Origin of the sequence: Pseudomonas sp. LFS074, assembly GCF_047978165.1 — a bacterium.
Classification (GTDB): Bacteria; Pseudomonadota; Gammaproteobacteria; order Pseudomonadales; family Pseudomonadaceae; genus Aquipseudomonas; species Aquipseudomonas putida_P.
In genome coordinates, this window is the sequence record NZ_JBFPFV010000002.1 from 402345 (window position 1) to 424186 (window position 21842).

General features: G+C 53.4%; 16 protein-coding genes and 1 other RNA gene. 8 read left to right on the forward strand and 9 right to left on the reverse strand.

The window, feature by feature from the left end; genetic code table 11:
- The first annotated feature begins 46 nt into the window (after positions 1-46).
- From ACNQP3_RS19955 to ACNQP3_RS19970, 4 genes are all read left to right on the forward strand, one after another.
- Positions 47-466: a helix-turn-helix domain-containing protein gene (locus tag ACNQP3_RS19955; protein ID WP_264316374.1), complete on the forward strand. Its 420-nt coding sequence runs from the start codon at positions 47-49 to the stop codon at positions 464-466.
- Between the two features lie 259 nt (positions 467-725).
- Entirely contained in the window at positions 726-2018 is a 1293-nt protein-coding gene (locus ACNQP3_RS19960; protein WP_264316375.1) for a site-specific integrase, read from the forward strand.
- Positions 2019-2502: 484 nt separating this feature from the next.
- On the forward strand, positions 2503-3264 hold the full coding sequence (locus ACNQP3_RS19965) for a hypothetical protein (protein ID WP_264316376.1): 762 nt from the start codon (positions 2503-2505) through the stop codon (positions 3262-3264).
- Between the two features lie 119 nt (positions 3265-3383).
- The gene (locus ACNQP3_RS19970) at positions 3384-4046 is read left to right on the forward strand and encodes a replication/maintenance protein RepL (RefSeq protein WP_264316377.1); all 663 of its coding nucleotides are present in this window, start codon (positions 3384-3386) and stop codon (positions 4044-4046) included.
- A gap of 585 nt (positions 4047-4631) precedes the next feature.
- Here the strand turns inward: ACNQP3_RS19970 and ACNQP3_RS19975 are convergent.
- Positions 4632-4946, reverse strand: coding sequence for a hypothetical protein (locus ACNQP3_RS19975; RefSeq protein WP_264316378.1), 315 nt, complete (start codon positions 4944-4946; stop codon positions 4632-4634).
- A gap of 115 nt (positions 4947-5061) precedes the next feature.
- On the opposite strand from ACNQP3_RS19975, the gene ACNQP3_RS19980 reads away from it, so the two are divergent.
- The 3 genes from ACNQP3_RS19980 (at position 5062) to ACNQP3_RS19990 (ending at position 6382) form a co-directional block, all read left to right on the forward strand.
- Positions 5062-5313 (forward strand): helix-turn-helix domain-containing protein, encoded by a 252-nt coding sequence (locus ACNQP3_RS19980; protein ID WP_264316379.1) that lies wholly within the window; start codon positions 5062-5064, stop codon positions 5311-5313.
- Between the two features lie 32 nt (positions 5314-5345).
- Positions 5346-5567, forward strand: coding sequence for a hypothetical protein (locus tag ACNQP3_RS19985; RefSeq protein WP_264316380.1), 222 nt, complete (start codon positions 5346-5348; stop codon positions 5565-5567).
- Between the two features lie 239 nt (positions 5568-5806).
- A complete protein-coding gene (locus tag ACNQP3_RS19990; RefSeq protein ID WP_264316381.1) occupies positions 5807-6382 on the forward strand; it encodes a recombinase family protein in 576 nt (191 codons plus the stop codon).
- Between the two features lie 559 nt (positions 6383-6941).
- Here the strand turns inward: ACNQP3_RS19990 and ACNQP3_RS19995 are convergent.
- The 3 genes from ACNQP3_RS19995 to ffs form a co-directional block, all read right to left on the reverse strand.
- Positions 6942-9800, reverse strand: a complete 2859-nt coding sequence (locus ACNQP3_RS19995; protein WP_264316382.1) for an NACHT domain-containing protein — start codon at positions 9798-9800, stop codon at positions 6942-6944.
- A 2-nt stretch (positions 9801-9802) separates the two neighbouring features.
- Complete coding sequence (locus tag ACNQP3_RS20000; protein ID WP_264317305.1) at positions 9803-11110, reverse strand: KAP family P-loop NTPase fold protein; 1308 nt, start codon at positions 11108-11110, stop codon at positions 9803-9805.
- A gap of 727 nt (positions 11111-11837) precedes the next feature.
- An RNA gene (ffs, locus tag ACNQP3_RS20005) (signal recognition particle sRNA small type) lies at positions 11838-11934 on the reverse strand.
- 345 nt (positions 11935-12279) lie between these two features.
- On the opposite strand from ffs, the gene ACNQP3_RS20010 reads away from it, so the two are divergent.
- Positions 12280-12654, forward strand: coding sequence for a hypothetical protein (locus tag ACNQP3_RS20010; protein WP_264316383.1), 375 nt, complete (start codon positions 12280-12282; stop codon positions 12652-12654).
- Here ACNQP3_RS20010 and ACNQP3_RS20015 read toward each other — a convergent pair.
- The 5 genes from ACNQP3_RS20015 to ACNQP3_RS20035 all read right to left on the reverse strand — a co-directional run bounded on the left by ACNQP3_RS20015 (position 12651) and on the right by ACNQP3_RS20035 (position 21580).
- On the reverse strand, positions 12651-13505 hold the full coding sequence (locus tag ACNQP3_RS20015; RefSeq protein WP_264316384.1) for an exonuclease domain-containing protein: 855 nt from the start codon (positions 13503-13505) through the stop codon (positions 12651-12653). The two genes, ACNQP3_RS20010 and ACNQP3_RS20015, sit on opposite strands and share 4 nt — an antisense overlap.
- A 364-nt stretch (positions 13506-13869) precedes the next feature.
- On the reverse strand, positions 13870-16230 hold the full coding sequence (ligA, locus tag ACNQP3_RS20020) for an NAD-dependent DNA ligase LigA (protein WP_264316385.1): 2361 nt from the start codon (positions 16228-16230) through the stop codon (positions 13870-13872).
- 99 nt (positions 16231-16329) lie between these two features.
- The gene (gene zipA, locus ACNQP3_RS20025; RefSeq protein ID WP_003254313.1) at positions 16330-17223 is read right to left on the reverse strand and encodes a cell division protein ZipA; all 894 of its coding nucleotides are present in this window, start codon (positions 17221-17223) and stop codon (positions 16330-16332) included.
- A 205-nt stretch (positions 17224-17428) separates the two neighbouring features.
- The gene (smc, locus tag ACNQP3_RS20030; protein WP_264316386.1) at positions 17429-20917 is read right to left on the reverse strand and encodes a chromosome segregation protein SMC; all 3489 of its coding nucleotides are present in this window, start codon (positions 20915-20917) and stop codon (positions 17429-17431) included.
- A 3-nt stretch (positions 20918-20920) separates the two neighbouring features.
- Complete coding sequence (locus ACNQP3_RS20035) at positions 20921-21580, reverse strand: GntR family transcriptional regulator (protein WP_264316387.1); 660 nt, start codon at positions 21578-21580, stop codon at positions 20921-20923.
- Positions 21581-21842 lie beyond the last annotated feature (262 nt).

Below are 21842 nucleotides of genomic sequence, written 5' to 3' on the forward strand. Positions count from 1 at the left end.
CCGCGCAGCATAGAAGTTGAAGTCAACTTCAAGTCAAGGGCCCGAAATGGACATTGCCGACGTCGCCAAACGCACAGGCGTACCCGCATCGACACTGCGTTACTACGAGAAGAAAGGCTTGCTCAAGTCGCTTGCCGGGCACGGTCAGCGTCGACAGTTTGCAGCCGACGTGGCGGACAGGCTAGCGCTGATCGCCTTGGGGCAGGCCGCGGGGTTTTCGCTGGATGAAGTGGGGGCGATGCTGGTGGACCTGCAGGTAGACCGGCAGATGCTGAATGCCAAAGCTGATGAACTGGATGCAAGAATCAAACGATTGCAAGCGATGAGCAAAGGCTTGCGGCATGCCGCGCAATGCCCTGAGAAAGATCATCTGGCATGCCCGAAATTCCAGCGGCTGATGAAGCTGTCGGCGACGGGAGCATTGGGCGAAAAGCAGAAAAGAACGAAGACGTTCGTTGCAGATTGAGGTTTCCGACCCCAGAAATGGAGGCGGCCCCACCAGCCACACCCCGGCACTCGATGTTCCCGCTATGGCTGCTCCCTTCCGGGCCATGCCTAGGTCGCATGCAAGCATGCTGGTAATCAATGCAGACCTTATGGGGCAAGGGTTTCAGGCTGATGAGGCAACCAGAGTTCTACCGGTACGCACACCCAGCATGGGTGCTCAAGACTTGGGGTGTAGCCAGCACTGTCACACTTTGCTGTAACACTTTGGTGTCACACCCATGGCCTACATCATCAAGCGCGGGGCGCTCTACTACCTGAATCTCAAGCTGCCAAAGCACCTATTCCCGAGGTGTACCACTTTGCGTTTGAGTCTGAACATACGGCATCGTCAAAGCGCCGTGTTCATTGCCACATCACTGGTGCAGCGGTTGCATCACCACCTTAGCGAGCACCCTCTTGCAGACCTCCAGACGCTTCGTACGCTTTGTTCACAGTGGCGGGACTCTACACCCACGCCCGCTATCCAAACCGCTCCACGGATCGCTAAGGCAGTCTCAGCGAAACGGAATAGCGACAGCCCTACCCTCGCCGCACTCTCCAAGCTTTATATAGAGGAAGGGAAACGGGGAGGCACATGGCGACAGGTCAGCACCGAGGAAGTTGAGCGAGCCTTATCAGACCTTCTCGAGTTGGTGGGTGACATGCCCGCCAAAGCCTTCGATGCGCACCAAGCACGCCTGCTAAAGGAACGGCTCAGCCTATGCCCGCAATATTTCGGCTTACGCCCCGAGTTCAAGGGGAAGACTCTAAGGCAGGTGGTCGACTCAGGCAGCACCTACAAGACCATTACTGCTGTCACAGTGAACAACCGGCTACGCAAACTCACCGCCTTCCTCAACTGGTGCAAGGCGAACGGGTACGTGGCAGAAAACCCGCTTGCGGGCATGAAGGTCATGACAGGATCAGCAAAGGAAGCTCGTTTGTCCTTTGAACGACACGACCTAGCTGCGCTACTGAACCATGAGGCACTGCGAAAAGAGTCCCGGAAGCATCCATGGCGCTACTGGCTGCCACTCCTTGGACGGTTCACTGGTGCACGACTTGAAGAACTGTGCCAATTGCGTGTGGATGATTTCATTGAGCAACAAGGTGTCCCGTGCTTTCGTATTGATGACAGCCATGAAGGCCAGAACCTCAAGAGTGCGAGCAGCCGCCGTGTTCTTCCCCTCCATCCGTCACTCGTTGAACAGGGTATGTTGCAGTACGCAGAATCAGTCAAAAGCACTGGGGCTGATCGACTTTTCCCCGAGCTTGAAGCAGTACGAGGCAAGCGTGGCCACGCCGCCTCAAAATGGTTTGGACGCTACAAGGCGAAGCATGGCATCACCGACCCACGCAAAACCTTCCACAGCTTCCGCCATACTTTCATTGATGATTTGCGTGATGCTGGCGTTCAAGATTCATTGATCAAGCGGATGGTGGGCCATGAAGACAGCTCCGTGACCTTTGGCATCTACGGCAGCAGGACGCCAATCAAGGCGATGGTCGAGGCCATGAAGCACGTCAAATAACCTCGGATAACCCACCAATAACCTCGGTAAACCTTCCCTTCAGCGGGATGATAGCCAGCCGCTTTTCACGCCAAACCCAATGTTTACGGGGCGAAAGGGAGGTCTGAACTAAACAAAGCCCTTCTCTATCCATGCAAAAGGTTTTTCACACTTTTCGCCATGATTGCGGCAGGCAAGAGATAGATCAACCCTAGCACGCCCTGTCAACAGCTATTGACAAGCGGTCGTCCAATATGAGACTATACAAATCTGCCAGTAAGCAGACATACAGCTTTGAAGCCTCTACGCAACTATGGTGCGATCAAATCGCTCAGAAATTGCAGGAGGCTTTTTAGTACCCGCGTTTTGGCTGACCACCATCTGACGGTCAATACAGATCATGAGAATACCCATGACCAACGCAAACGAAGTAACACCTACTTTTGAGGTCGATGACATCGCATAACTGAATTCCCACTCCATCACGAGAAGAATGAAGAGCCCGATGCCGACCAATGAGTCGGTATTTTTTTTGCCCATTTTTCAACTGAACGGAGGTAACAAAATGCATCAACACAGAATCAACGACATCACTCGGACCATCCTTGTAGCACCCTGCGTGGCCGGAATTCACCTTGACTACAGCCTCGGGGAAGAACTTCCGCTGTTCGGCCCAATGATCGGTGAGACATTGCTGTGCGGTGTCGGTTATAACTCGATTCAGAGACGGAAGGCACTGGCCTTGCCTTATCACGAAAAAACAGCACGCGCCTACTCCCACTGGAAATACATGCTGAATCGGTGCTACGGATCAGACGCCCCAGCCTACGCGGGCTGTACAGTGTGTAGGAAATGGCATGACTTCCAAGAATTTGCCAACTGGTTCGTCGCTCAGCCTTATGCGAACGCTGAAGACATGGAACTCGACAAAGACATTCTTGATCCGCTGAATACTGTCTACTCACCTGAGCACTGCTCGCTCGTGCCAAGGTTGATAAATCAAATGCATCGCGACACCCGCAGCCAACGCGGTAAACTGCCCATCGGCGTGAAGGAAGGACCAAGGCAAAAAGGGTTCACAGCTCGCATTTCCAAATATGGCAAAAAAGTTCATCTTGGAACATTTGGTGACGTATTCAGTGCCTTCGCGGCCTTGAAGGCAGCATACTCGACCTACTGCTGCGAGGTTGCTGACGAGTATGAGGGTAAGATTGATCAACGTGTAATTGATAAACTTCGCACTTGCCAGCTTCACATTCACGACTGACAAACTGACTTCACACCACCGCAGGCCAACGTCCAAGCCTGCGGAGTACCAACTTAACAACAACCCGGCACAACCGAGAGGAACTGCCTATTAACTGAACTTGAAGAGGAGAACGTACAATGGCCTACGAGTGCCCAGTTTTTACCGCATCACCCTTCCTTAACATCGATGGACTGCTGATCAGCCCAACAACCGGCGAGATCTTTGGCTACGATGACAAGTCTTCTGTCTTCAGCAAACGCCCTGACTACCAGCCAGAACTGAGCAAGTGCCGCAGTGCTGACGACCTGCACACGCATCTGAAGCACGTCGACCGCCGCAAGCTGCCAACGCATACGCTGCACTCACTGACCGACGCACAGGACTACGCCCATGGCCTATGGCGCCGGACAGGCGTGGACTGCCGTATCACTGTCCCGATGATGAACACCCTGAGCAAACTGCACCGGCTGGTTCAGTACCGGAACATGATCATCATGCCTCAAGCCGAACTGGCGAAGGCATTGGGCACGACGGAGTCAAACCTGATGAAGAAGCTGGGCACGTTGATCAACAGCAATATGGTGCGCGTGAGCACATCAAGGCAGGGTGGCATTCGCACGGGTGAAATCAAGCTGACAGTAAATCCACGGCTGATCTTCCGGGGTGATGATGCCAAACGGGATGAGTACATCGGGCATTGGTATCGTGAATGGACAACTCTCCACCCTCAATCGGCATCGAGCATGAATAAAAAGGGGTGGGATGACAGTACCATTTCCGCAGCAGCACTTGCCGCTTGACCCGAAATGCTGGTTGTTGACCTTGCGTAGTTTCACATCACTTTTTTAAAAAAACTACGCAAGAATCTCGCTACAAGCCACGAAATTCAAGGGGTTGAGGAAACTCCTATTATATACAAGGATTTTCTTGCACCGATCATAAACATTCATTAGACCGTCAAGTCTAAGCTGTATGCGTTGGCTCAGGTGTAAATCCCCTTCCCCTATTGCGCAAGCAATGAGTCGTACACAGGGACAACAAACAACTAGGTTGCCTTAAATGAAAACAACTATCATTGCTAGCTGACGCTAACGGCCAAGCGTACTAGTCCAACCAATCAATAACATGGTTGGACAGCAAGAATGCGAGCAGCTACCTGAGCTACGCTCTGATCGTGCAGAACTCAATCCTGCGGATCGGATATTGTGCACGGGAACAGCGTCAGCTGTGGATAGTACGGATTAATAGGCTTGGGGGTGTTGGTTGTTTCACCCCCTCTACACCGTTAAGTGATCACCATCCTGACCTACGGTCATGCACAGTGCAATCAGCTGAAAGCTGCCGCTTTCGGTGCGGAGCATCGGCTACACCTCATTAGGTAAAAGCTACTTCATGAGCAGGAACAACCCCACAGTCACCGCAATAACTGTGAGGACGAAAATCTGGTCGTTTCTACGTTTGCTGGCTGCTTCGTCAGCCGCTACCCGGTGATAGGTTTCAACATCGCTCAGACCCTGCACCTTGTAGTCGAGCACATGGCTCATCTGCTTTTGTATGCGGGCATTGTGCTTGCCGTTACTGCTCGCCACCAACAACCAGACGATGATCCACAGCCCGAAAGTCGGTATGCAGAGCAGTAGATGCAGGATGTGGTTGGTCGTCTTCTTCTGACTAGCCAATACAAAAAGCTTCTCGTTCATAAATTCTCCATCAGCGATAGACCGCAGAGAGCGGCAATCAGCAGAATTTATCTGAAATTCAGATATCCGAAAAGCAGATATAGGTTGGGCAGCTACCCTCAAGTAGCTAGCGACTATGCCCAAGACGATCTATCGACCAGAGCACACGGCCCTTCTGCACCTTTTGAAGACCTACCGAAAAGCGGCAGGACTCACGCAAGTGGAATGCTCAAAGGCGCTGAATCGCCCTCAGTCGTTCATGAGTGACGTAGAGAACGGAACACGTAGACTGGACATTGTGCAGCTACGCGATTTATGCAAGGTGCTGGGAGTCAGCCTCCCAGAGCTGGTAGTAGAGCTTGAGAACGCGATCACGACAAGCCAGTAAGACCGGACTAACCCACACAGGATAAACCCATCATGGATGACAAAGCCCTCACCGCTGACACCCTCGAACTCCTGTTGCTCAACCAGCAAGCCCTGAGAGCTGGTCTTGAAGAGTTGTCACTGTGGATCAGTCAGCGAGGGTCAACGAACGTGCACGACAATGTATTGAGCATCATGCATACCCTCGACACCAATGCCGAAGCCATCGCCTCTGGCATCGAGTCTCTACGCTCTACCGATATGCGGCCAGAGTGATTCGCTACCTCATCCATGACCTTGCAATGTTGCGACTGGATAGAAGGCGTCAGGAGCAGATGGTGGTTTACAAGGTCGTGGCTCTAAAGCAGATAGAACAAACCAGCTAGCTCATCAAACGGACGTTATACGACACCAGCTCAGAAGGTGCGCATCTGGTATCAACAAGTGTGCTTGCGATTAAATGACACTAGCCGCATACTGACACCATACTAAATGACACCAGTTAGGATTCTGTCATGTCCCGCACCTTCGCTTACTGCCGTGTTTCCACCATTGACCAAACCACAGACAACCAGATTCTTGAAATCCGTGCTGCTGGCTTCGATGTGCAAGCCCAAAGGGTTATCGCAGAAACCGTCTCAGGCTCCACCCAAGCAAGCGAGCGTGTTGGATTCCAAAAGCTGCTCGATCGCATGGAGGCTGGTGATGTGCTGATTGTCACAAAGCTTGACCGCCTGGGGCGTAACGCTATCGACGTGCGTCAAACCGTAGAGAAGCTGGATTCAACTGGCATCCGTGTTCATTGTCTCGCCTTGGGCGGTGTAGACCTCACCAGTGCAGCAGGCAAGATGACAATGCAGGTGTTGAGTGCCGTGGCTGAATTTGAACGTGACCTGTTGATCGAACGCACCCACGCTGGCATCAACCGTGCGAAGGCAGAAGGCAAGAAGCTGGGACGCCCTGAGGCGATAGACACCACCAAGGCTGTGCAGGAGTGCAAGACTAACGGTCTGAGTCAGAGCCAGACAGCTGAGAGGCTTGGTATCAGTTTGGCCACCACCAAGCGCCATTGGAACAAAGCAGCAGCGTGACCAGAGCAGGACTAGGAAGCCTCATTTAGTAACCCGTAACCACCCAATGTTAACCACTCAATCGCCTTACCATGGCTCTTTCAGGGCTGTGGCGTTTTGTTATTAACCGAGTTGCCCGAGGCACCAAAGGTTATTTTAAAAAATAAACCGTTTTAATTAACCTACGCCGCGTAATGCTAAGAGGCGCGGGCGTTTCACGACATTATCTTTAGACGGACTATCAGATTAGCTCTTATAACGCTCTAAAATATTTGGCGGTGGGTAGTAGACCTAGTATTAGCTCCTAAAAATACGGGAGCAGAATCACACATCTCAATTATAGCACTTACACCGCATCATGATAAAATACCTTCCTTAATTCGAACATAACATCTCGATCTAGATACCACCGTAGTGAGGTTTACTCAAGGTAAACCGACAGGCTTTCTCTGCGGGAACTTTAACTCACATACTAAAAATTATATTCATAAATTAAAAGCTGGGGGCCACCGCTTAATACGGCAGCACCCACTTAAACATGGGATAAAATAACCCCATCATCATCTAAATTTGTGAAACCTCACCCAAAATACTCATCGCTTCGCCAAATCGAAATTTTAGATTTATCTTCTAAGGCCGAAAAATCCAAGCCTTCAGCTTCAGATACATAAACCTCATGCAAACTCTTAAGCCTCAAGAGCGGCGTAATGTCCTTGATTTTTGTACGAGAAAAAAGCAAGGTGGTCAACTTATTTAACCCTGTTATCCAGTTAAAATCTGAGACAGGCACATCATCCAGCTTTACGGTGGTTAAGTTTTTCAACTTTGATACTGGAGTAAGATCGCTGACGTCAATACTTTGCAAAGCCATTGATCGAAGCGATGCAAAATTTTGTAGACCTTCTAGACTATTCAACGGCAAATTAGTTAAATGCAGATAATTCGCAGTCGACTTCAAACCCTCCAAAGTAGTTATAGGGCAATCCTCAATCATTCCACCACCGAAGAAACTGAGTTTACTCAGGAATGAGAAATCTTTGATCTGCAACCCCATCAACCCAATGCTTAGAGGAACTTGGCATTTCAGAATTGGGATAAACTCTACCGGACAGTTATGTATTGACAAATACTGCAAATTCTTTAAGGAGGATAGAAACTCAACGTCACTAAGCGCCGAGCATCTGTCGAGACTGAGATAAGTCAACTTCTTCGCCGACTTCAACGGGGAAAAATCAGCAAAATTCAATCTTGTCAAATCGATATTGTCTAACTTTTTCCAACCTTCAACAAATTTAATAGATGCAAGATTAACATCACAGAAAATAACATTCTGGACATTCAACGAGCCATTGCACAGCTCAAGACCTGATTGATCAACACTTACCAGATTTAGGGTCTCAAGTCGCTTAAAACCACTTATTACTTCACAGCCTCTTAAAGCTGAATCCTGAACAGAAATAACGCTTATGTACTTTGAACAGCACCCCGAAAGGTCAACGGAGTCAGTACCCTCGCAATCAATAACAAAGATCCGTTCAAATTTACTTATAAAATCAGCTGTAACCTTGGCAGTTGACCTGACAATTAGAATCCTTACATTAGACAGGTCAAAACCATCTCTCACAGAAAGATTTCTAACCTCCCCCTCAATAAACTCGCCCTCAACATCATTGACAATATAAGCAAAACCAAGAGCAGCAAAGGAATTTATGACACCATTAGTTAAGGGATCAGACGCAACACCATGAACCATCAAACAAGATATATCAGCCAAGTACTCGACCCAGCCTCGCTCTAATTTAACGTGTTTATTTGTTAATAACCGCGCAGCCAAAAAACCAATCGACCCCTGCACTGGAGAATATTTTGGATACGCAGGAAAAAGCGAGCGAACTAGGCTGTTTACCCAACAATCGTTTCGTTCGTTAGATAAGATTTCAAAAACGAAAATCAGGGTTTCTAGCCAAGAAGATTTCATGGCCCACTCAGAAACAAGTTCGGGCGTCACAGCTGAATTAGTGCGGTTATTCGAATTGAAAAAGTCTGGCGATACTACAGCCGTCTCAATATAACAGGCACAAAAATACTCTTGAAAGCTCAAATGAACGAATGCATAAAAACCTTCCCCTCGCGGCAATAACAAACCACTTCGCCGAGCTACCCACGCTAAAAACTCGACGGCCATGGCTTCTGGATTGGACACCTTGCTTTTTCGCATAGCTTTAACCAACCAAGATATTACCTTCTTTTCTGATACCAAAATTCCTTCTTGCGAATAGCTAAGCCTAGTAGATTGCATCATGAAGCCAACATATGACAACCAGCTTTTCTTATCCCGCCATGTATGATTACCAAGTGCGTCATATTGAAGAATTTTTCGCTGACTATCGATGGTATTCAAATAGGCATTGACTATCTCTTCATAAAGTAGCGCCTTTCCATCTGGCAAATGCGCTCTTTCCCGATGCACCACAGCCATTAAGCTCAGAAGATTGGGTGTGCGAGCTAGCTTGGATGTTACAGACGAATCATTAAGAGCTCCCAGCAAATCTAAGGTTCTTGACTTAGCCTCGCCATCACTAGTGCAACGCTGGCGATACCAGTTTCGGACAAAGTCCGAAATCTGACCTTTATCAAAGGGCATGAGATAGCGAATTTCCGCCCAAGCTCCGCTGACCTTTTCTACCTCAGAAGCCGGTTCAGCCAATGGTTTAAGAAGTCGCTTTATAAAGAGGTCTTTTTTTTCTTTCCTAGAGGCACCATCCACAACAGGAGAGTCAACGGGAAAGTCTTGATACCCAATAATTCTTGACGTTGCGAGCACACAAGCATCTTTCTCTCTCGCTTCTCTGATCCACTTAGCAACCGCCGCTCGGCTTTGCACAGGTATTTCATCAATACCATCAAGAATCAAAATAAACTTACCGCAAGCGATCCACTCGTGCAAAACTGGTTCAACACTCTCGGACTTTGCCTCGCCTAGAAGCTTTCTTGCCAGATACGTCGCGAGACCATTGATGTTACATTCTTCTTTTAGAAAGTCCGCAGGCATTTCCCGAAGCACGCAAGTCAGCGGAATCACATTTGCCAGCCGTGCCGGTAGCGGGGAAGCCAATCCTGATGTTAAACGCCAAGCGACCCAATTACTCAGCGTAGTTTTACCACCTCCCGGATCGCCAAGAACAACAAGCCGAGGGCTCGTTTCAATTTCCTCAAATAAGCTTTTCCCTTGCGGCCAGTCTTCAGGTTGTATATCCGCATCAACCGCCTCTGTGGACAGCAAAGGAGGCACGAAGAGGGTTTCGATTTTAACAGGAGGCAGATCTCGCATGGTTGGTAATGCCAGAGTCTCAACCACGCCACAACGACGATTTATCGCCCCTAGATACCCCCTAAGACGAGAATCATCCCAAACGTTTAGTTTAGAAATGTCGCTCATATTCACTCTCCACTCCTATATTGACGACCTTCCAACAGAGGGATAAAGTCTCGGGGCAATAGATGGTCGCGATATTGCCTGATCAATCCATCTATCCAAAAAATATTAATACTTCCCGGGTTCGGGTACTCTAATGACCAAGCTGGTTTTGACTCAACATCTCCAGCATACTCTCTCGCAGTCAACTTAAGATGACTAGCCCAAGCAGGGGAGATATCTAACCCTTCAGCATTAAAACTACGCTCACCATTACACCAAGCTGAGCATTCGACCCAGAAATTTGGATCAAAATGCCACCTCTCCCACATATCTCTGTGGAATTGATGTATATATGCAGCTATTAACACTCTAACGCACCAAACTTTTCTTTCTTCCTCAGATTCAGGAAACGGTACACACCCAGCAAATCGCACCCATTGGTTAGCCAGAGCCTTTAGCCTCCTAGGATTAGGCGGCAAGAAAAAACCATCTCCCACTGCGAGGTTAAAACTATCAACCTGATCTTTGTCCCCTGCCGTATAGAGCAGATTTGAAAACATCGAGACCGCGTTGCTCGGCAGAGGCAATCTGTAAACATCAGTGCAGATTTTCTCTAGATAGTGACTTGCGAGTAAGTGTTTTTCACCCGACTCTGTCTTCAACCCCGAGAAAACCTCCGAACTAATAGCTTCGGTCAGAATATCCTCATTCATACCCAAGACAAAAACACAGCTTGGTATATTGAAGTATATTTTCAAACCTTCTAGGAGCTTAAACGCTGATTTAGGGCTACAACGATCAAGATCATCTACGAAGACAACGACTCTACTTCCCGTCTCATCAGGGAGCAAAGAATCGATAGTCCCGTGCAAACAATCCCGGATAGAATCCGAAGATAAGCTTTGAGCGAAGTGCGATTTCTCCCACTCCTCACCAAGCTTTTGAATTTTACTAACATCAGGCAATGTCTCATAACCGATGGCCTTTCCGATATTACTCAAACCATCTAATGTATACCTTAAAGATATCTCACCAATTTTCTTAAACTTCTGGATTACAGATGGAATTACTGAAAACTGCCGCCTCATTTCCTGAATCAACGCAACAACAGGATTAGGTTCATTCTGGTATCGCCAAGCATCAAACCAGATTGTCACTACTTTGCTATTCCCTATAACTCTGTCGTCTCCACCTTGCACACCGCAGATATCCGTGCAAATCCCACCCAACTCGCGCTGTAGCTGCCGCATAAAACTTGTCTTGCCGCTCCCCCAATTCCCATGCACTCCCATAACATGAGGTGTAGGGCAATTCTCGACTCTCTCCCTCATCCTGGCGACCTCGGACACCCAATGTAGGCCATCAGTGAGAGTAGGAAGATCGCTTAACACTTTATGCTGTTCCGACACTTTTGGATCCTTGCAAATAATCGGACTTGGTATACACACATTCTATCCAGATGCGGTTTCCATATGCCATCGCTGAAAGGGCCATTTTTCTCTATGCGCGTCAAATTCCCAGCATCGGCCTGACGTCTAGGGCTAAGGCTAGGGATGGCTTCGTATCGTAAGCGGATGCTAGTCGATTTGGTAACGTTTGAGCAGATAACCCCTAAGCACTTAGAGGTAAACGGGTTTGCCAGATCTAAGATGTACCTCCCGCCAGCCTTGGGCCATGCTCATTAATAACCCTGTAATCGCCGATGACATTATCGAGGGGCGCAATCCTGACCTTGCGGCTCATCGAGCTGCCATAGGGGCAGCCAATACACGGATTGAAGACCAAGGCTCAGCCATCATTCCTCACGTTTTGATGGCCCCACAGCAGTCTCAAGCTCTCAATCTGCGACCCCATACGTCAGCGCTCATGCACCATTGGGTATGGACATCAGCAAAAACATTTCAAGAAAACAGACTGCTGGTCGGATTGAGAAATCCGGAGGATGAACGATAGAATGACTTTGTGGAACACCACTCAGGTGTACCTAAATGCTGTCACACTTCGAGATTTTTGAGAGAGAAATCCTTGAGAATTCAAGGACCTTCGTAATGGAGGCGGCCCCACCAGCCACACCCCGGCACTCGATGTTCCCGCTATGGCTGCTCCCTTCCGGGCCTGACCAGGTTAACGGGTAATCAATGCGGGGGGACCGATGGGGCCACCACTACATGCCTCGCTGAGCAGCGAGTGGCGCCATTGTACCGGTCTTTGGGGCAGATACAACCACTGCGGCAGAAAAAGTCATCATTTCTCAATGACTTGTCAGGGTTGTGCTGGTCTGTTTCCTGGTGAGGGCACTTATAGGGGCGACATCCCAGGCCAAACCTGCATATGATCTGTGGTGCCGCGGCTTGCCCACGAAGGAGGCACTGCGTTGGATGTTGCCCAGTATAATAGGAGCACGCCACAGCCCAGCGGTGACATCAGGAAGGTGTCTTGGCGGCACGTATCCTCAGCAGTATCCTACTCGTTGGCAAGCAGCACGACTAAAGGACCATGCATGACTACGAAAGTCCAGCGCTCCATCGATGCACCGCTCAGAACCCACCTAACCCACGACCAAACCTGGAGAGCTGCGGACAAGGGGCTAATAAAATGCTGGGAGATCGGCCGCGCTATGGCCGAAACAAACCCAGATGTCGTTGAAAAATGCCTGCAAGGCGAACTCCCCCCCCTAGGATGGAAAGGCGGTGTGAGCCGTACCCTCGTCAAGCTGGAGAAATTTGGCACACTAAACTATCTGGCTCAATGGCAGGGCCTACGTGGTGAGGACCTCAACCTCGATCTAGAAGAGGAACGAACCCTAACCTGCACTAAGACGGGAATGATCGTGACCTTCACCCCGATTCAAAGTAAATACAGCAATCAAATTTAAAGCGGTTGCAGAAGGGCAAGAAAATCACTCTCCCCTAGAATTCGAATATTTTGCCCTTTGGCTAAGAGTTCCTCAGCTTTGCGATGCTTCGAGCTCTTATCCTGGCCTGCCAGCCTGCTGATGTCCTGATCGCCAACTACCAACAAAGTGGTGACCTTGGTCACGCTCGATCCGACTTCACATCCGTTTTGAGACGCCAACTCTGAAGCCTGCTGGCGCGACATGGAAAGAGCCCCCGTGAATACGACAATGTCGCCTCCAAGGGGCCCTTCTGAAACATCGGCGACTACGGAAAGCGGCTTCTTCTGCGCCTGCAGAGGTATGTTGACCAATGTGCACCACTCATCAACGGTCGAGCCCGTATGCCTGATGGCGTGAACCAGTATCTCGCCAGCCGCGCGCGCATCCTCTACAGCATCATGGTGCGCGAAGGATACTCCGAAATTTGAGGCTAGATTCTTTAGTCCATAGCCAGACCGAGAAAACTCACTCCACGCTCGGCGAGCAACCTTGGCAGTATCGAGCCAAGAACAGTCAAAATGGTCGAGCCCGGCTTTAAGACAAGCACGCTGCGTTGCTATTCGGTCGAAAGGCATGTGACTCGCTACAATCCGCCCTGTCACAAATGGCAAAATATGGGCGTACACCTCCGACCACGAGGGCGCTGACGTAACCATACTTTCATTTATCCCATGAACCGAAGAATTCATAGGATGGAAATAGTCCTGTGGATTGACTAACGACCCCCATGTTTCACTGAGCTTTCCATCCCGAAAAACAGCCACTCCGACCTGGCAGATGCTGGCAAGATTCGGGTTTGCCGTCTCAACATCGATGACTGTGAAATCCATTTCTCTAGCTCCGAGTAGTCAAGTTAAGGCCTGCCCGCGTAGAAGCTGACGACGCTGGTCACAAAAGCCGAAAGGTAGGCTTGACGTAGTGGAGGGCCATCAGCAGTTTTGCGAGTAAAGCCCTCAGATGGGCGACAGGCTCAAAAATTGCGTTGTGCGAACACCAGTAGATAATGGCACATTGCGATCTCTGCCGAAAGCTTGTGCGCCCGACCTAAGGCGACGTACTTAAAATGCGACGGAGCCCTCATTCGAGTTGTTAGCCCTCGCAAGCATGGTTCCTTCATCAAAATCCCAAGACTCACAGGGCTGCTACGCAACGCTATCGCGGTGCCAGGCTGCACGCCCTCTCGGTCAAGCCTGTTTAAATAACGATGCCCCGATCCTCCAGAAACGCGATGAAGGCTTCTTCATCCAGTACCTTCACCCCCAAATCACTGGCCTTGGTCAATTTCGAACCGGCGCCGGGACCGGCAACAACACAGTAGGTCTTACCGGAGACCGAACCGGATACTTTCGCACCCAGGCTTTCCAGCTTCTCCTTGGCGATATCGCGATTCATACGCTCCAAGCTGCCAGTCAACACCCAGGTCTGCCCTGCAAGCGGGGCTTCATCTACACCTAGAGGCTCGTCAGCCCCATACATGCCAAATTCAATCAGCTGGCTCTCTATCGCTTTTGCCTTAGCCACGTTTTCGTTTTGTCCATCGGCGAAAAACGCCCTTAACGCATCCTTCGCACCTCTATTGATACCTTTCAGCGAACTCAGCTCAAGCCAGTCTCTACTCAGCCTTATCAACCCTGCCACATCAACTGCATACTCAGCTAGCTTTGCTGCCCCGGTTGCGGCAATGCCAGCAATATCAAGCTTCACAATCAAATCTTTAAGCGTTGCCGAAATACGCAAGCTCACACTCTCTGTTGCGTAAACACCTTGAGTCGCCAGATCTTGAATCACCTGAGCGTTGTGCTCCTCAGAAAAAAATGCATGGATTTCATGTGCAGCCTCAAGACCCACATCGGGAAGGAAGGTCAGTACTTCAGGCCTTGCGTTACCAATTCGATCTAAGGAGCCAAGCGATTTCGCGAGAACCTTGGCGGTCTCCTCCCCAATACCGGGCACCCCCAAAGCAAAAATCAGTCGCGCCAAAGCCGGACTCTTGCTTTCCTGAATCGCTACCACTAGCTTTTCAGTAGAAATCTCGGCGAAACCTTCAAGCCCGATAATCAGATCCCGATCAAGCTTGTAGAGATCGGCAGGAGAACCAACCAAGCCCTCGTCAACCAACTGCTCTACGGTTTTGTCACCCAAACCATCAATATCCATGGCCCGGCGGGACACAAAATGGGCTATCGCCTGTTTCAGCTGCGCTGAGCATGCCAAACGACCAGTGCAGCGATAAACCGCGCCTTCTGTAACACTTACGCGACCTTTTCCTCGTTTTCTGAGCTGGGTCGGCTCCACTGGAGAGCCACAAACCGGGCACTTTGAGGGTATTTGAATTTCGGTCGTTATCACCGGTCTTTTCTCGGTCTGCACCCTCACAACCTGCGGAATCACATCCCCTGCACGCCTAACGAGAATCGTATCTCCAATGCGCACTCCCAGGCGACGAATTTCGCCCATGTTGTGGAGCGTCGCATTTGAAACCATTACTCCTGCGACTTGTACCGGCTCCAGCCGAGCAACGGGGGTAACGGCTCCAGTTCTTCCGACTTGGAAATCCACACCCAAAACCTGTGTTTCTCGTTCAACAGGTGGATACTTGTGAGCCAGTGCCCATCTGGGCTCCCGAGAACGGAAGCCAAGCAGCTCTTGGGCTTGAACATCATTGACTTTATAAACGACTCCATCAATGTCATAAGGCAACTCGTCGCGGAGCTCCCCAATTTCTCGATGAAAACTCAAGCAGCCCTCGACCCCCTCCACTACTCTAAGCTTATCGCTCACGGGAACCCCCCATGAGGACAGAGCGTTCAAAACTTCTTCATGCGTACGCGGCATACCTGGCTGCTTCTCAGGCACACCGTAAGCACAGAACTCCAATGGGCGTGTCCTGGTTATCTTTGAGTCAAGCTGGCGTAAGCTCCCAGCTGCTGCATTCCTAGGGTTGGCAAAGGTTTTTTTTCCTGCCTCTTCCTGAGACACATTCAACTGCTCCAAGCCAGCCTTGGTCATGTAGACCTCGCCCCTTACCTCAAGAGAATCCGGCCAGCCCTCCCCTTTCAATTTTTTTGGTATGGACGCGATCGTTTTCACGTTGTCGAGCACGTCCTCTCCCGTCGTTCCATCACCGCGCGTACCAGCTTTCACCAACAGCCCGTTTCGATAAGTGATGCTGACAGCCAAACCATCAAGCTTCGGCTCACACGCATAGCGAATTGGTAATGTCGGCGAGAAAAGGTCTCCCCCACCTACCTTTAGACCTTCTGCAACACGCCGATCAAAGTCCTCTACCGCGACCACGTCAAAAACGCTCTGGATACTGAGCATCGGGACATCATGAGTAACCTGCTTGAAACCCGGCAAGACATCGGAGCCGACCATCTGTGTAGGAGAGTCGTCGCTCCGAAACTCTGGATGCTCGGCTTCGAGTTTTTGCAGCTCACTGAATAAAAGGTCGTACTCAGCATCCGAGATAATGGGCTCATCAAGCTGGTAATAGAGGCGATTATGCTCGCGAAGCTGAGCACGCAGTTCGAGGATACGGGTTTCGGCGGTCATCTTTCAGGATCTCTTGCAAAGCAAAAGAGCAGCACTGGGCTGCTCTTGCACTTGAAACAGGGTGGGCAGAACCAGGCTAGGCCTGCCCACTTGGGCACATCAGCGTTTCTGGGTCAGCGCACGGCGCTCGAACTCGACGATACGCTGGCGGTAGTGCTCGATGGTCTGGGCAGTCAGCACGCTGCGCTGGTCATCCTTGAGCTCACCGTTCAGTTCATGGGCCAGCTTGCGTGCCGCGGCAACCATCACGTCGAAAGCCTGCTTCGGATGACGCGGGCCCGGCAAGCCGAGGAAGAAGCTCACAGCGCGAGTGCTGAAGTGATCGATGTCGTCCAGGTCGAACACGCCAGGCTTGACTGCGTTGGCCATCGAGAACAGCACCTCGCCGTGACCGGCCATGCTCTCGTGGCGGTGGAAGATGTCCATTTCGCCGAAGCGCAAGCCGCTTTCCAGGATGTTCTGCAGCAGCGCCGGGCCCTTGAAGCCACCCTCGTCGCGGGAGATCACGCTGATGACCAGCACCTCTTCGGCGGGTGGCAACTCCTTGACGCTGCTGCTGGCAGGCGCTGCGCCGCTGCTACGGTTGTTGTCGGCGGCAAAGTCGTCATCGCTGTCGGCAAACAGGTCGGGCTCGCGCTGCTCGGCGCTCAGGTTCAGGTCACCCTGCTGCACATCGGCAGCCGCACTGGCACGCTTGCCGCGCTTGCTGGCCTTGACCGGCTTGGGCTCACGCTCGCGATCACGCGCAGATGCGCTGAGCGACGGCAGGTCGCTTTCGTCCAGCTCAGGCTCCTTGTGGGTATCGAGCACGCGCGACGGGCCGAGCACCTCGGCACTGCCACCCTCTTCGTCCGGCAGGTTGGAATAACTGCGATCCAGACGGAATTTCAATTTGCCTTTCCCGCCGCGCATGCGGCGCCAGCCGTCGAAAAGAATCCCGGCGATAACAATGATGCCGATGAGGATCAGCCACTCGCGCAGACCGATTTCCATGTAATCCCGTGCCTCTATAAAAATATGCTTGAAAACAAAGGGTTCAAAGCCCTTTAACACGTGGCGCCAACTCTATGTTCTGACAGGCGTTTTACCCACGCAAAAAACGAGTGACATTAAGCTAGCACGACCAAAGACAACTTTACACCGTCTGTCGCACACGGCGGGGGCATTTCGCTGCAGAATGTGCCCCTATCGTCGTGCATCAAGCGTCGACCATGGCCATGGCCGCCTCCACATCGACTGCAACAAGGCGTGAACAACCCGGCTCATGCATGGTTACCCCCATCAATTGGTCCGCCATCTCCATGGCAATCTTGTTATGGGTGATGTAGATGAACTGCACGCTTTCACTCATTTCCTTGACCAGACGCGCGTAGCGCCCGACGTTGGCATCGTCCAGCGGTGCATCGACCTCGTCGAGCATGCAGAACGGTGCGGGGTTCAACTTGAAGATGGCAAACACCAGCGCCAAGGCGGTCAGTGCCTTCTCGCCGCCGGACAGCAGATGGATGGTGCTGTTCTTCTTGCCCGGCGGTCGCGCCATGATCGTTACCCCTGTATCGAGTAGATCTTCGCCCGTCAGTTCCAGATAAGCGCTGCCACCACCGAAAACTTTTGGGAAAAGTGCCTGTAATCCGGCATTTATCTGATCAAAGGTATCCTTGAAGCGGTTGCGGGTTTCCTTGTCGATTTTGCGGATGACGTTTTCGAGGGTCTCCAGCGCTTCGACCAGGTCGGCGTCCTGAGCGTCCAGGTATCGTTTGCGCTCGGACTGCTGCTCGTATTCTTCGATGGCCGCCAGGTTGATCGCCCCCAGGCGCTGGATGCGCGCTTCAAGCTGCTCCAGTTCCTGTTCGGTACCCTGCTCGCTGGCCTCGGTTTCCAGGGTGGCGAGCACACCTTGCAAGTCATAGCCGTCGGCCAGCAACTGCTCTTGCAGGGTCTTGCGCCGCACATCCAGGCCCTGGCACTCCAGGCGCAGCTGCTCCAGTTGACCACGCAGCAGCTGGGCCTGCTGCTCGGCCTGGGTGCGGCGTTTTTCGGCATCGCGCAGTTCGCGGTCGGCTTCGTCCATGTGCAGGCGAGCCAGGCGCATTTCCTCGTCGACGCTCATGCGCCGCTCCAGCAGCTCCTCCAGCTTCAGGCGCAGTTCTTCCTGCGGGGCTTCACCCTCCTCCAGGTTCAGGCTCAGTTGTTCCTGGCGCTCGGTCAGGCGCGCAGCTTGCAGTTCCAGGCGCTCCAGCGCCTGGCGGGTAGAGTCGTGCTGGGCACGCAACGACCCCAGGCGCACCGCCAGCTGGTGAGCGTGGTCCTTGTGCTGGCGGGCCTCCTGACGCACCCGGTCAAGGCTTTCGCGCAGGGTGTCGCGGCGGGCCATCAACTGTTCGCGCTGCTCGGTGTCCTGGGCCATGAGCTCCAGAGCCTCTTGCAGCAGCAGGCGTGCTTCGCCCAGTTGCTCGTGTTCCAGGGCGCGCTGCTCTTCCAGCTCGCCCAGCTCTTCGTGCAGGCGGCGGCGGCGCAGCTCGACCTGCTCGGCGCGCGCGCGGCTGGCCGAAAGACTGGCCTTCAGCTCGCCGTGCAGGCGGTTTTCATCCTGTGTGCGGCGGCGCAACTGTTCGCGCTGCTCCTCCAGGTCCAGTTGCTGCTCGCGCAGGGCCTGCAACTGTTGATCGAGCTGTTCCAGCGCCGCTTCCTGCTCCAGTTGTTCCTGGCCCAGGCGTTCGATTTCCTGGCCGCGCGCCAGCACGCCGCCTTCGGCCTCGCCACCTCGGCGTACCCGCAGGAAGTGCCGGCCGACCCAGTAGCCATCACGACTGACCAGGCTCTGCCCTTCGCCGAGCGACGCGCGCTGCTCCAGTGCCTGAGCCAGGTCTTCCACAGGCCTGACCTGGCCCAGCCAGGGCGCCAGGTCGATACGGCCCTCAACCTTCTCCAGCAAGCTGCCGGGCAACGTCGCCCCCGCGCCGACGGCCAGCAGCAAACGCAGCTCACCCTGTTCCAGGCCCGCAAAATCGAGGTCGTTGAAATCGTCCACCAGCACAGCCTGCAGATCGGCGCCAAGCACCGTCTCTACCGCCAGCTCCCAACCCGGCTCCACCCGCAAGCCTTCGGCCAGCCGCGGCTGTTGCTCCAGCCCTTGGCCGTGCAGCCATTGCGCAGCACCTGCGCCCGGCTCCAGGGCGGCCTGCTGCAAGGCTTCAAGCGAGGCCAGGCGCCCGCCCAGGCGCTGCAGGTCGCCCTGTGCCTGCTGTTGCGCCCGGGTGGCCTGCTGCAGTTGCTCGCGCGCGCTTTCCAGGCGCTCGATCACCTGCTCTTCGCAGAGCTGCAGTTCCTCCAGCAGCATTTCGCTGCTGGCCAGTTGCTCGGCCAGTTCGAACATGGCGGCATCCTGCGGGTCGCTGCCCAGCTGCTCGCGCTCCTCGACCAACTTGCGCTGGCGCTCGGCCTGGCGCTCAAGGCTGGTTTCCAGCTGCTGCAGGCGCGCCTGCTGCACTTCGGCCTGGCGGCGCGGTTCGGCGGAGCGGCTGTTGAAGCTGTCCCACTGTTCCTGCCAACCGTGCATGCCCAGCTCGGCCTCTTCAAGCGCGGCAGCGGCTTCCTCGGCAGCCGCCAGGGTCATTTCCTGCTCGGGTTCGAGCATGACCAGCTCTTCGCTCAGGGTTGCCAGCAAGGTACGGTCGTGCCCCAGGTGCGATTCGGTTTCCAGGCGTGTGCGCTCGGCTTCCTTGAAGTCGTCCTGCAACTGGCGCAGGCGCTGCTGGCCGTGCTGAATGCTCTGCTCGACCCGGGCGATGTCACCGGCCACCGAGTAGAAACGGCCCTGCACCTGGTTGAAGCGTTCGGACAGTTCGTGATGACCGTCGCGCAGGCGTTCGATACTGGCATCGGCATTGCGCTGCTCGGCCACCAGCGCCTCGTGAGAAACGCCCTGGTCGCCGATCACCGATTCGCGCTGGCGGACTTGTTCGTCCAGGCCTCGCCAGCGCAAGGCAGACAGGCGCGCTTTCATCTGCCGCTCCTGAGCCTTGTACTCACGGTACTTCTCGGCGGCCTGGGCCTGGCGATGCAGACGCTCCAGCTGGCGCTCGAGCTCTTCGCGCAGGTCGGTCAGACGCGCCAGGTTTTCCTGGGTGCGGCGGATGCGGTTCTCGGTTTCGCGGCGGCGCTCCTTGTATTTGGAAATGCCCGCCGCTTCCTCGATGAAGTTGCGCAGCTCCTCGGGCTTGGCCTCGATCAGCTTGGAGATCATGCCCTGCTCGATGATCGAGTAACTGCGCGGCCCCAGACCCGTTCCGAGGAAGATATCGGTGATGTCACGCCGGCGGCACTTGGTGCCGTTGAGGTAATAGCTGTTCTGCCCGTCGCGGGTAACCTTGCGGCGGATCGAAATCTCGGCGTAGGCGGCATACTCGCCGACCAGGGTGGTTTCGCTGTTGTCGAACACCAGTTCGATACTGGCCTGGCTGACCGGCTTGCGGCCACTGGAGCCGTTGAAGATGACGTCGGTCATCGCCTCGCCGCGCAGGTTTTTCGCCGAACTTTCGCCCATCACCCAACGCACCGCGTCGATGATATTGGACTTGCCGCAGCCGTTTGGGCCGACCACGGCCGCCATGTTGCTGGGGAAGTTGACCGTGGTCGGGTCGACGAACGACTTGAACCCGGCCAGGCGAATGCACTTCAGGCGCATCGGTCAGCCTCTGGCCAGTGCCGCCAGCACCAGTTCGCAGCTGCGCTGGCCATAGGCGGTGAGCACCTCGCGAATGCGCGGCAGGTCGCGGGAGACCACGGCTTCGAGCAGGCGGGCGAACAGGTCGAGATAGTCGATCATGTTGGCCTGGCGCTGGTCCAGCGACAGGTAATAGGCACGGCTCATGGCCGGTTGCAGGTTTTCCACGGTTTCCTGCAGGAACGGGTTGTCGGCGAACGGATAGGCCGCACGCATGACCGCAAAACTGTCGGCGATGAAGGTCTTGATATCGAGCTGGTCATGGGCACGCTGCAGCCGCTGCTGGATCTCCAGAAACGGGCGCAGGTCGGCTTCGGTGCGCCATTTTTGCGCAACCGCATTGCCCAGCAGGATGTAGAACTCGCCCATCAGCGAGCACAGGCTACGAACGCTGCGTTCGTCCAGTTCGGTGACATGGGCACCACGTCGCGGCAGGATCGCCACCAGATGGCGGCGTTCGAGGATCAGCAGTGCTTCGCGCACCGAGCCGCGGCTGACGTTGAGCGCCTGGGTAACCTTCTGCTCCTGGATACGTTCGCCCGGCGCCAGCTCGCCGCGGATGATGCGTTCGGCCAGGTAATCGGCAATCTGCTCGGAGAGGCTGTCCGGGGCCTTGAACGTCATGGTTTTCCTTCAAAATCATTGAACTGGGCACAAGGGGCGAATTGTAGCGTACTTGGGCGGTAATCGCGCAGAGGGGCCAGGTGGTTTATTTGACCTTTCAGACAGCCACGCGCCCGGCGCGATCTATGCTTGGAATAGAGGCAGTGTGTGCGGCTGGGCATGGATACGTGCATTTTCTTGACCTTTGAGTCAGAAAAATATTGACCTGCCAGACAGGTCTTGCTTAGAGTCCGCCCAACAACAATAAAACCATTGCGAGGCC

What these genes read in the sequence shown, in the direction of transcription:
- ACNQP3_RS19960 (WP_264316375.1), top strand. Translation starts at nt 726, where the DNA reads ATGGCCTACATCATCAAGCGCGGGGCGCTCTACTACCTGAATCTCAAG.
- ACNQP3_RS19985 (WP_264316380.1), top strand. Translation starts at nt 5,346, where the DNA reads ATGGATGACAAAGCCCTCACCGCTGACACCCTCGAACTCCTGTTGCTC.
- ACNQP3_RS19980 (WP_264316379.1), top strand. Translation starts at nt 5,062, where the DNA reads ATGCCCAAGACGATCTATCGACCAGAGCACACGGCCCTTCTGCACCTT.
- ACNQP3_RS20000 (WP_264317305.1), bottom strand. Translation starts at nt 11,110, where the DNA reads ATGAGGGAGAGAGTCGAGAATTGCCCTACACCTCATGTTATGGGAGTG.
- ACNQP3_RS19975 (WP_264316378.1), bottom strand. Translation starts at nt 4,946, where the DNA reads ATGAACGAGAAGCTTTTTGTATTGGCTAGTCAGAAGAAGACGACCAAC.
- ACNQP3_RS20015 (WP_264316384.1), bottom strand. Translation starts at nt 13,505, where the DNA reads ATGGATTTCACAGTCATCGATGTTGAGACGGCAAACCCGAATCTTGCC.
- ACNQP3_RS19970 (WP_264316377.1), top strand. Translation starts at nt 3,384, where the DNA reads ATGGCCTACGAGTGCCCAGTTTTTACCGCATCACCCTTCCTTAACATC.
- ACNQP3_RS19965 (WP_264316376.1), top strand. Translation starts at nt 2,503, where the DNA reads ATGCCGACCAATGAGTCGGTATTTTTTTTGCCCATTTTTCAACTGAAC.
- ACNQP3_RS20010 (WP_264316383.1), top strand. Translation starts at nt 12,280, where the DNA reads ATGACTACGAAAGTCCAGCGCTCCATCGATGCACCGCTCAGAACCCAC.
- ACNQP3_RS20035 (WP_264316387.1), bottom strand. Translation starts at nt 21,580, where the DNA reads ATGACGTTCAAGGCCCCGGACAGCCTCTCCGAGCAGATTGCCGATTAC.
- ACNQP3_RS19990 (WP_264316381.1), top strand. Translation starts at nt 5,807, where the DNA reads ATGTCCCGCACCTTCGCTTACTGCCGTGTTTCCACCATTGACCAAACC.
- ACNQP3_RS19995 (WP_264316382.1), bottom strand. Translation starts at nt 9,800, where the DNA reads ATGAGCGACATTTCTAAACTAAACGTTTGGGATGATTCTCGTCTTAGG.
- ligA (WP_264316385.1), bottom strand. Translation starts at nt 16,230, where the DNA reads ATGACCGCCGAAACCCGTATCCTCGAACTGCGTGCTCAGCTTCGCGAG.
- ACNQP3_RS19955 (WP_264316374.1), top strand. Translation starts at nt 47, where the DNA reads ATGGACATTGCCGACGTCGCCAAACGCACAGGCGTACCCGCATCGACA.
- zipA (WP_003254313.1), bottom strand. Translation starts at nt 17,223, where the DNA reads ATGGAAATCGGTCTGCGCGAGTGGCTGATCCTCATCGGCATCATTGTT.
- smc (WP_264316386.1), bottom strand. Translation starts at nt 20,917, where the DNA reads ATGCGCCTGAAGTGCATTCGCCTGGCCGGGTTCAAGTCGTTCGTCGAC.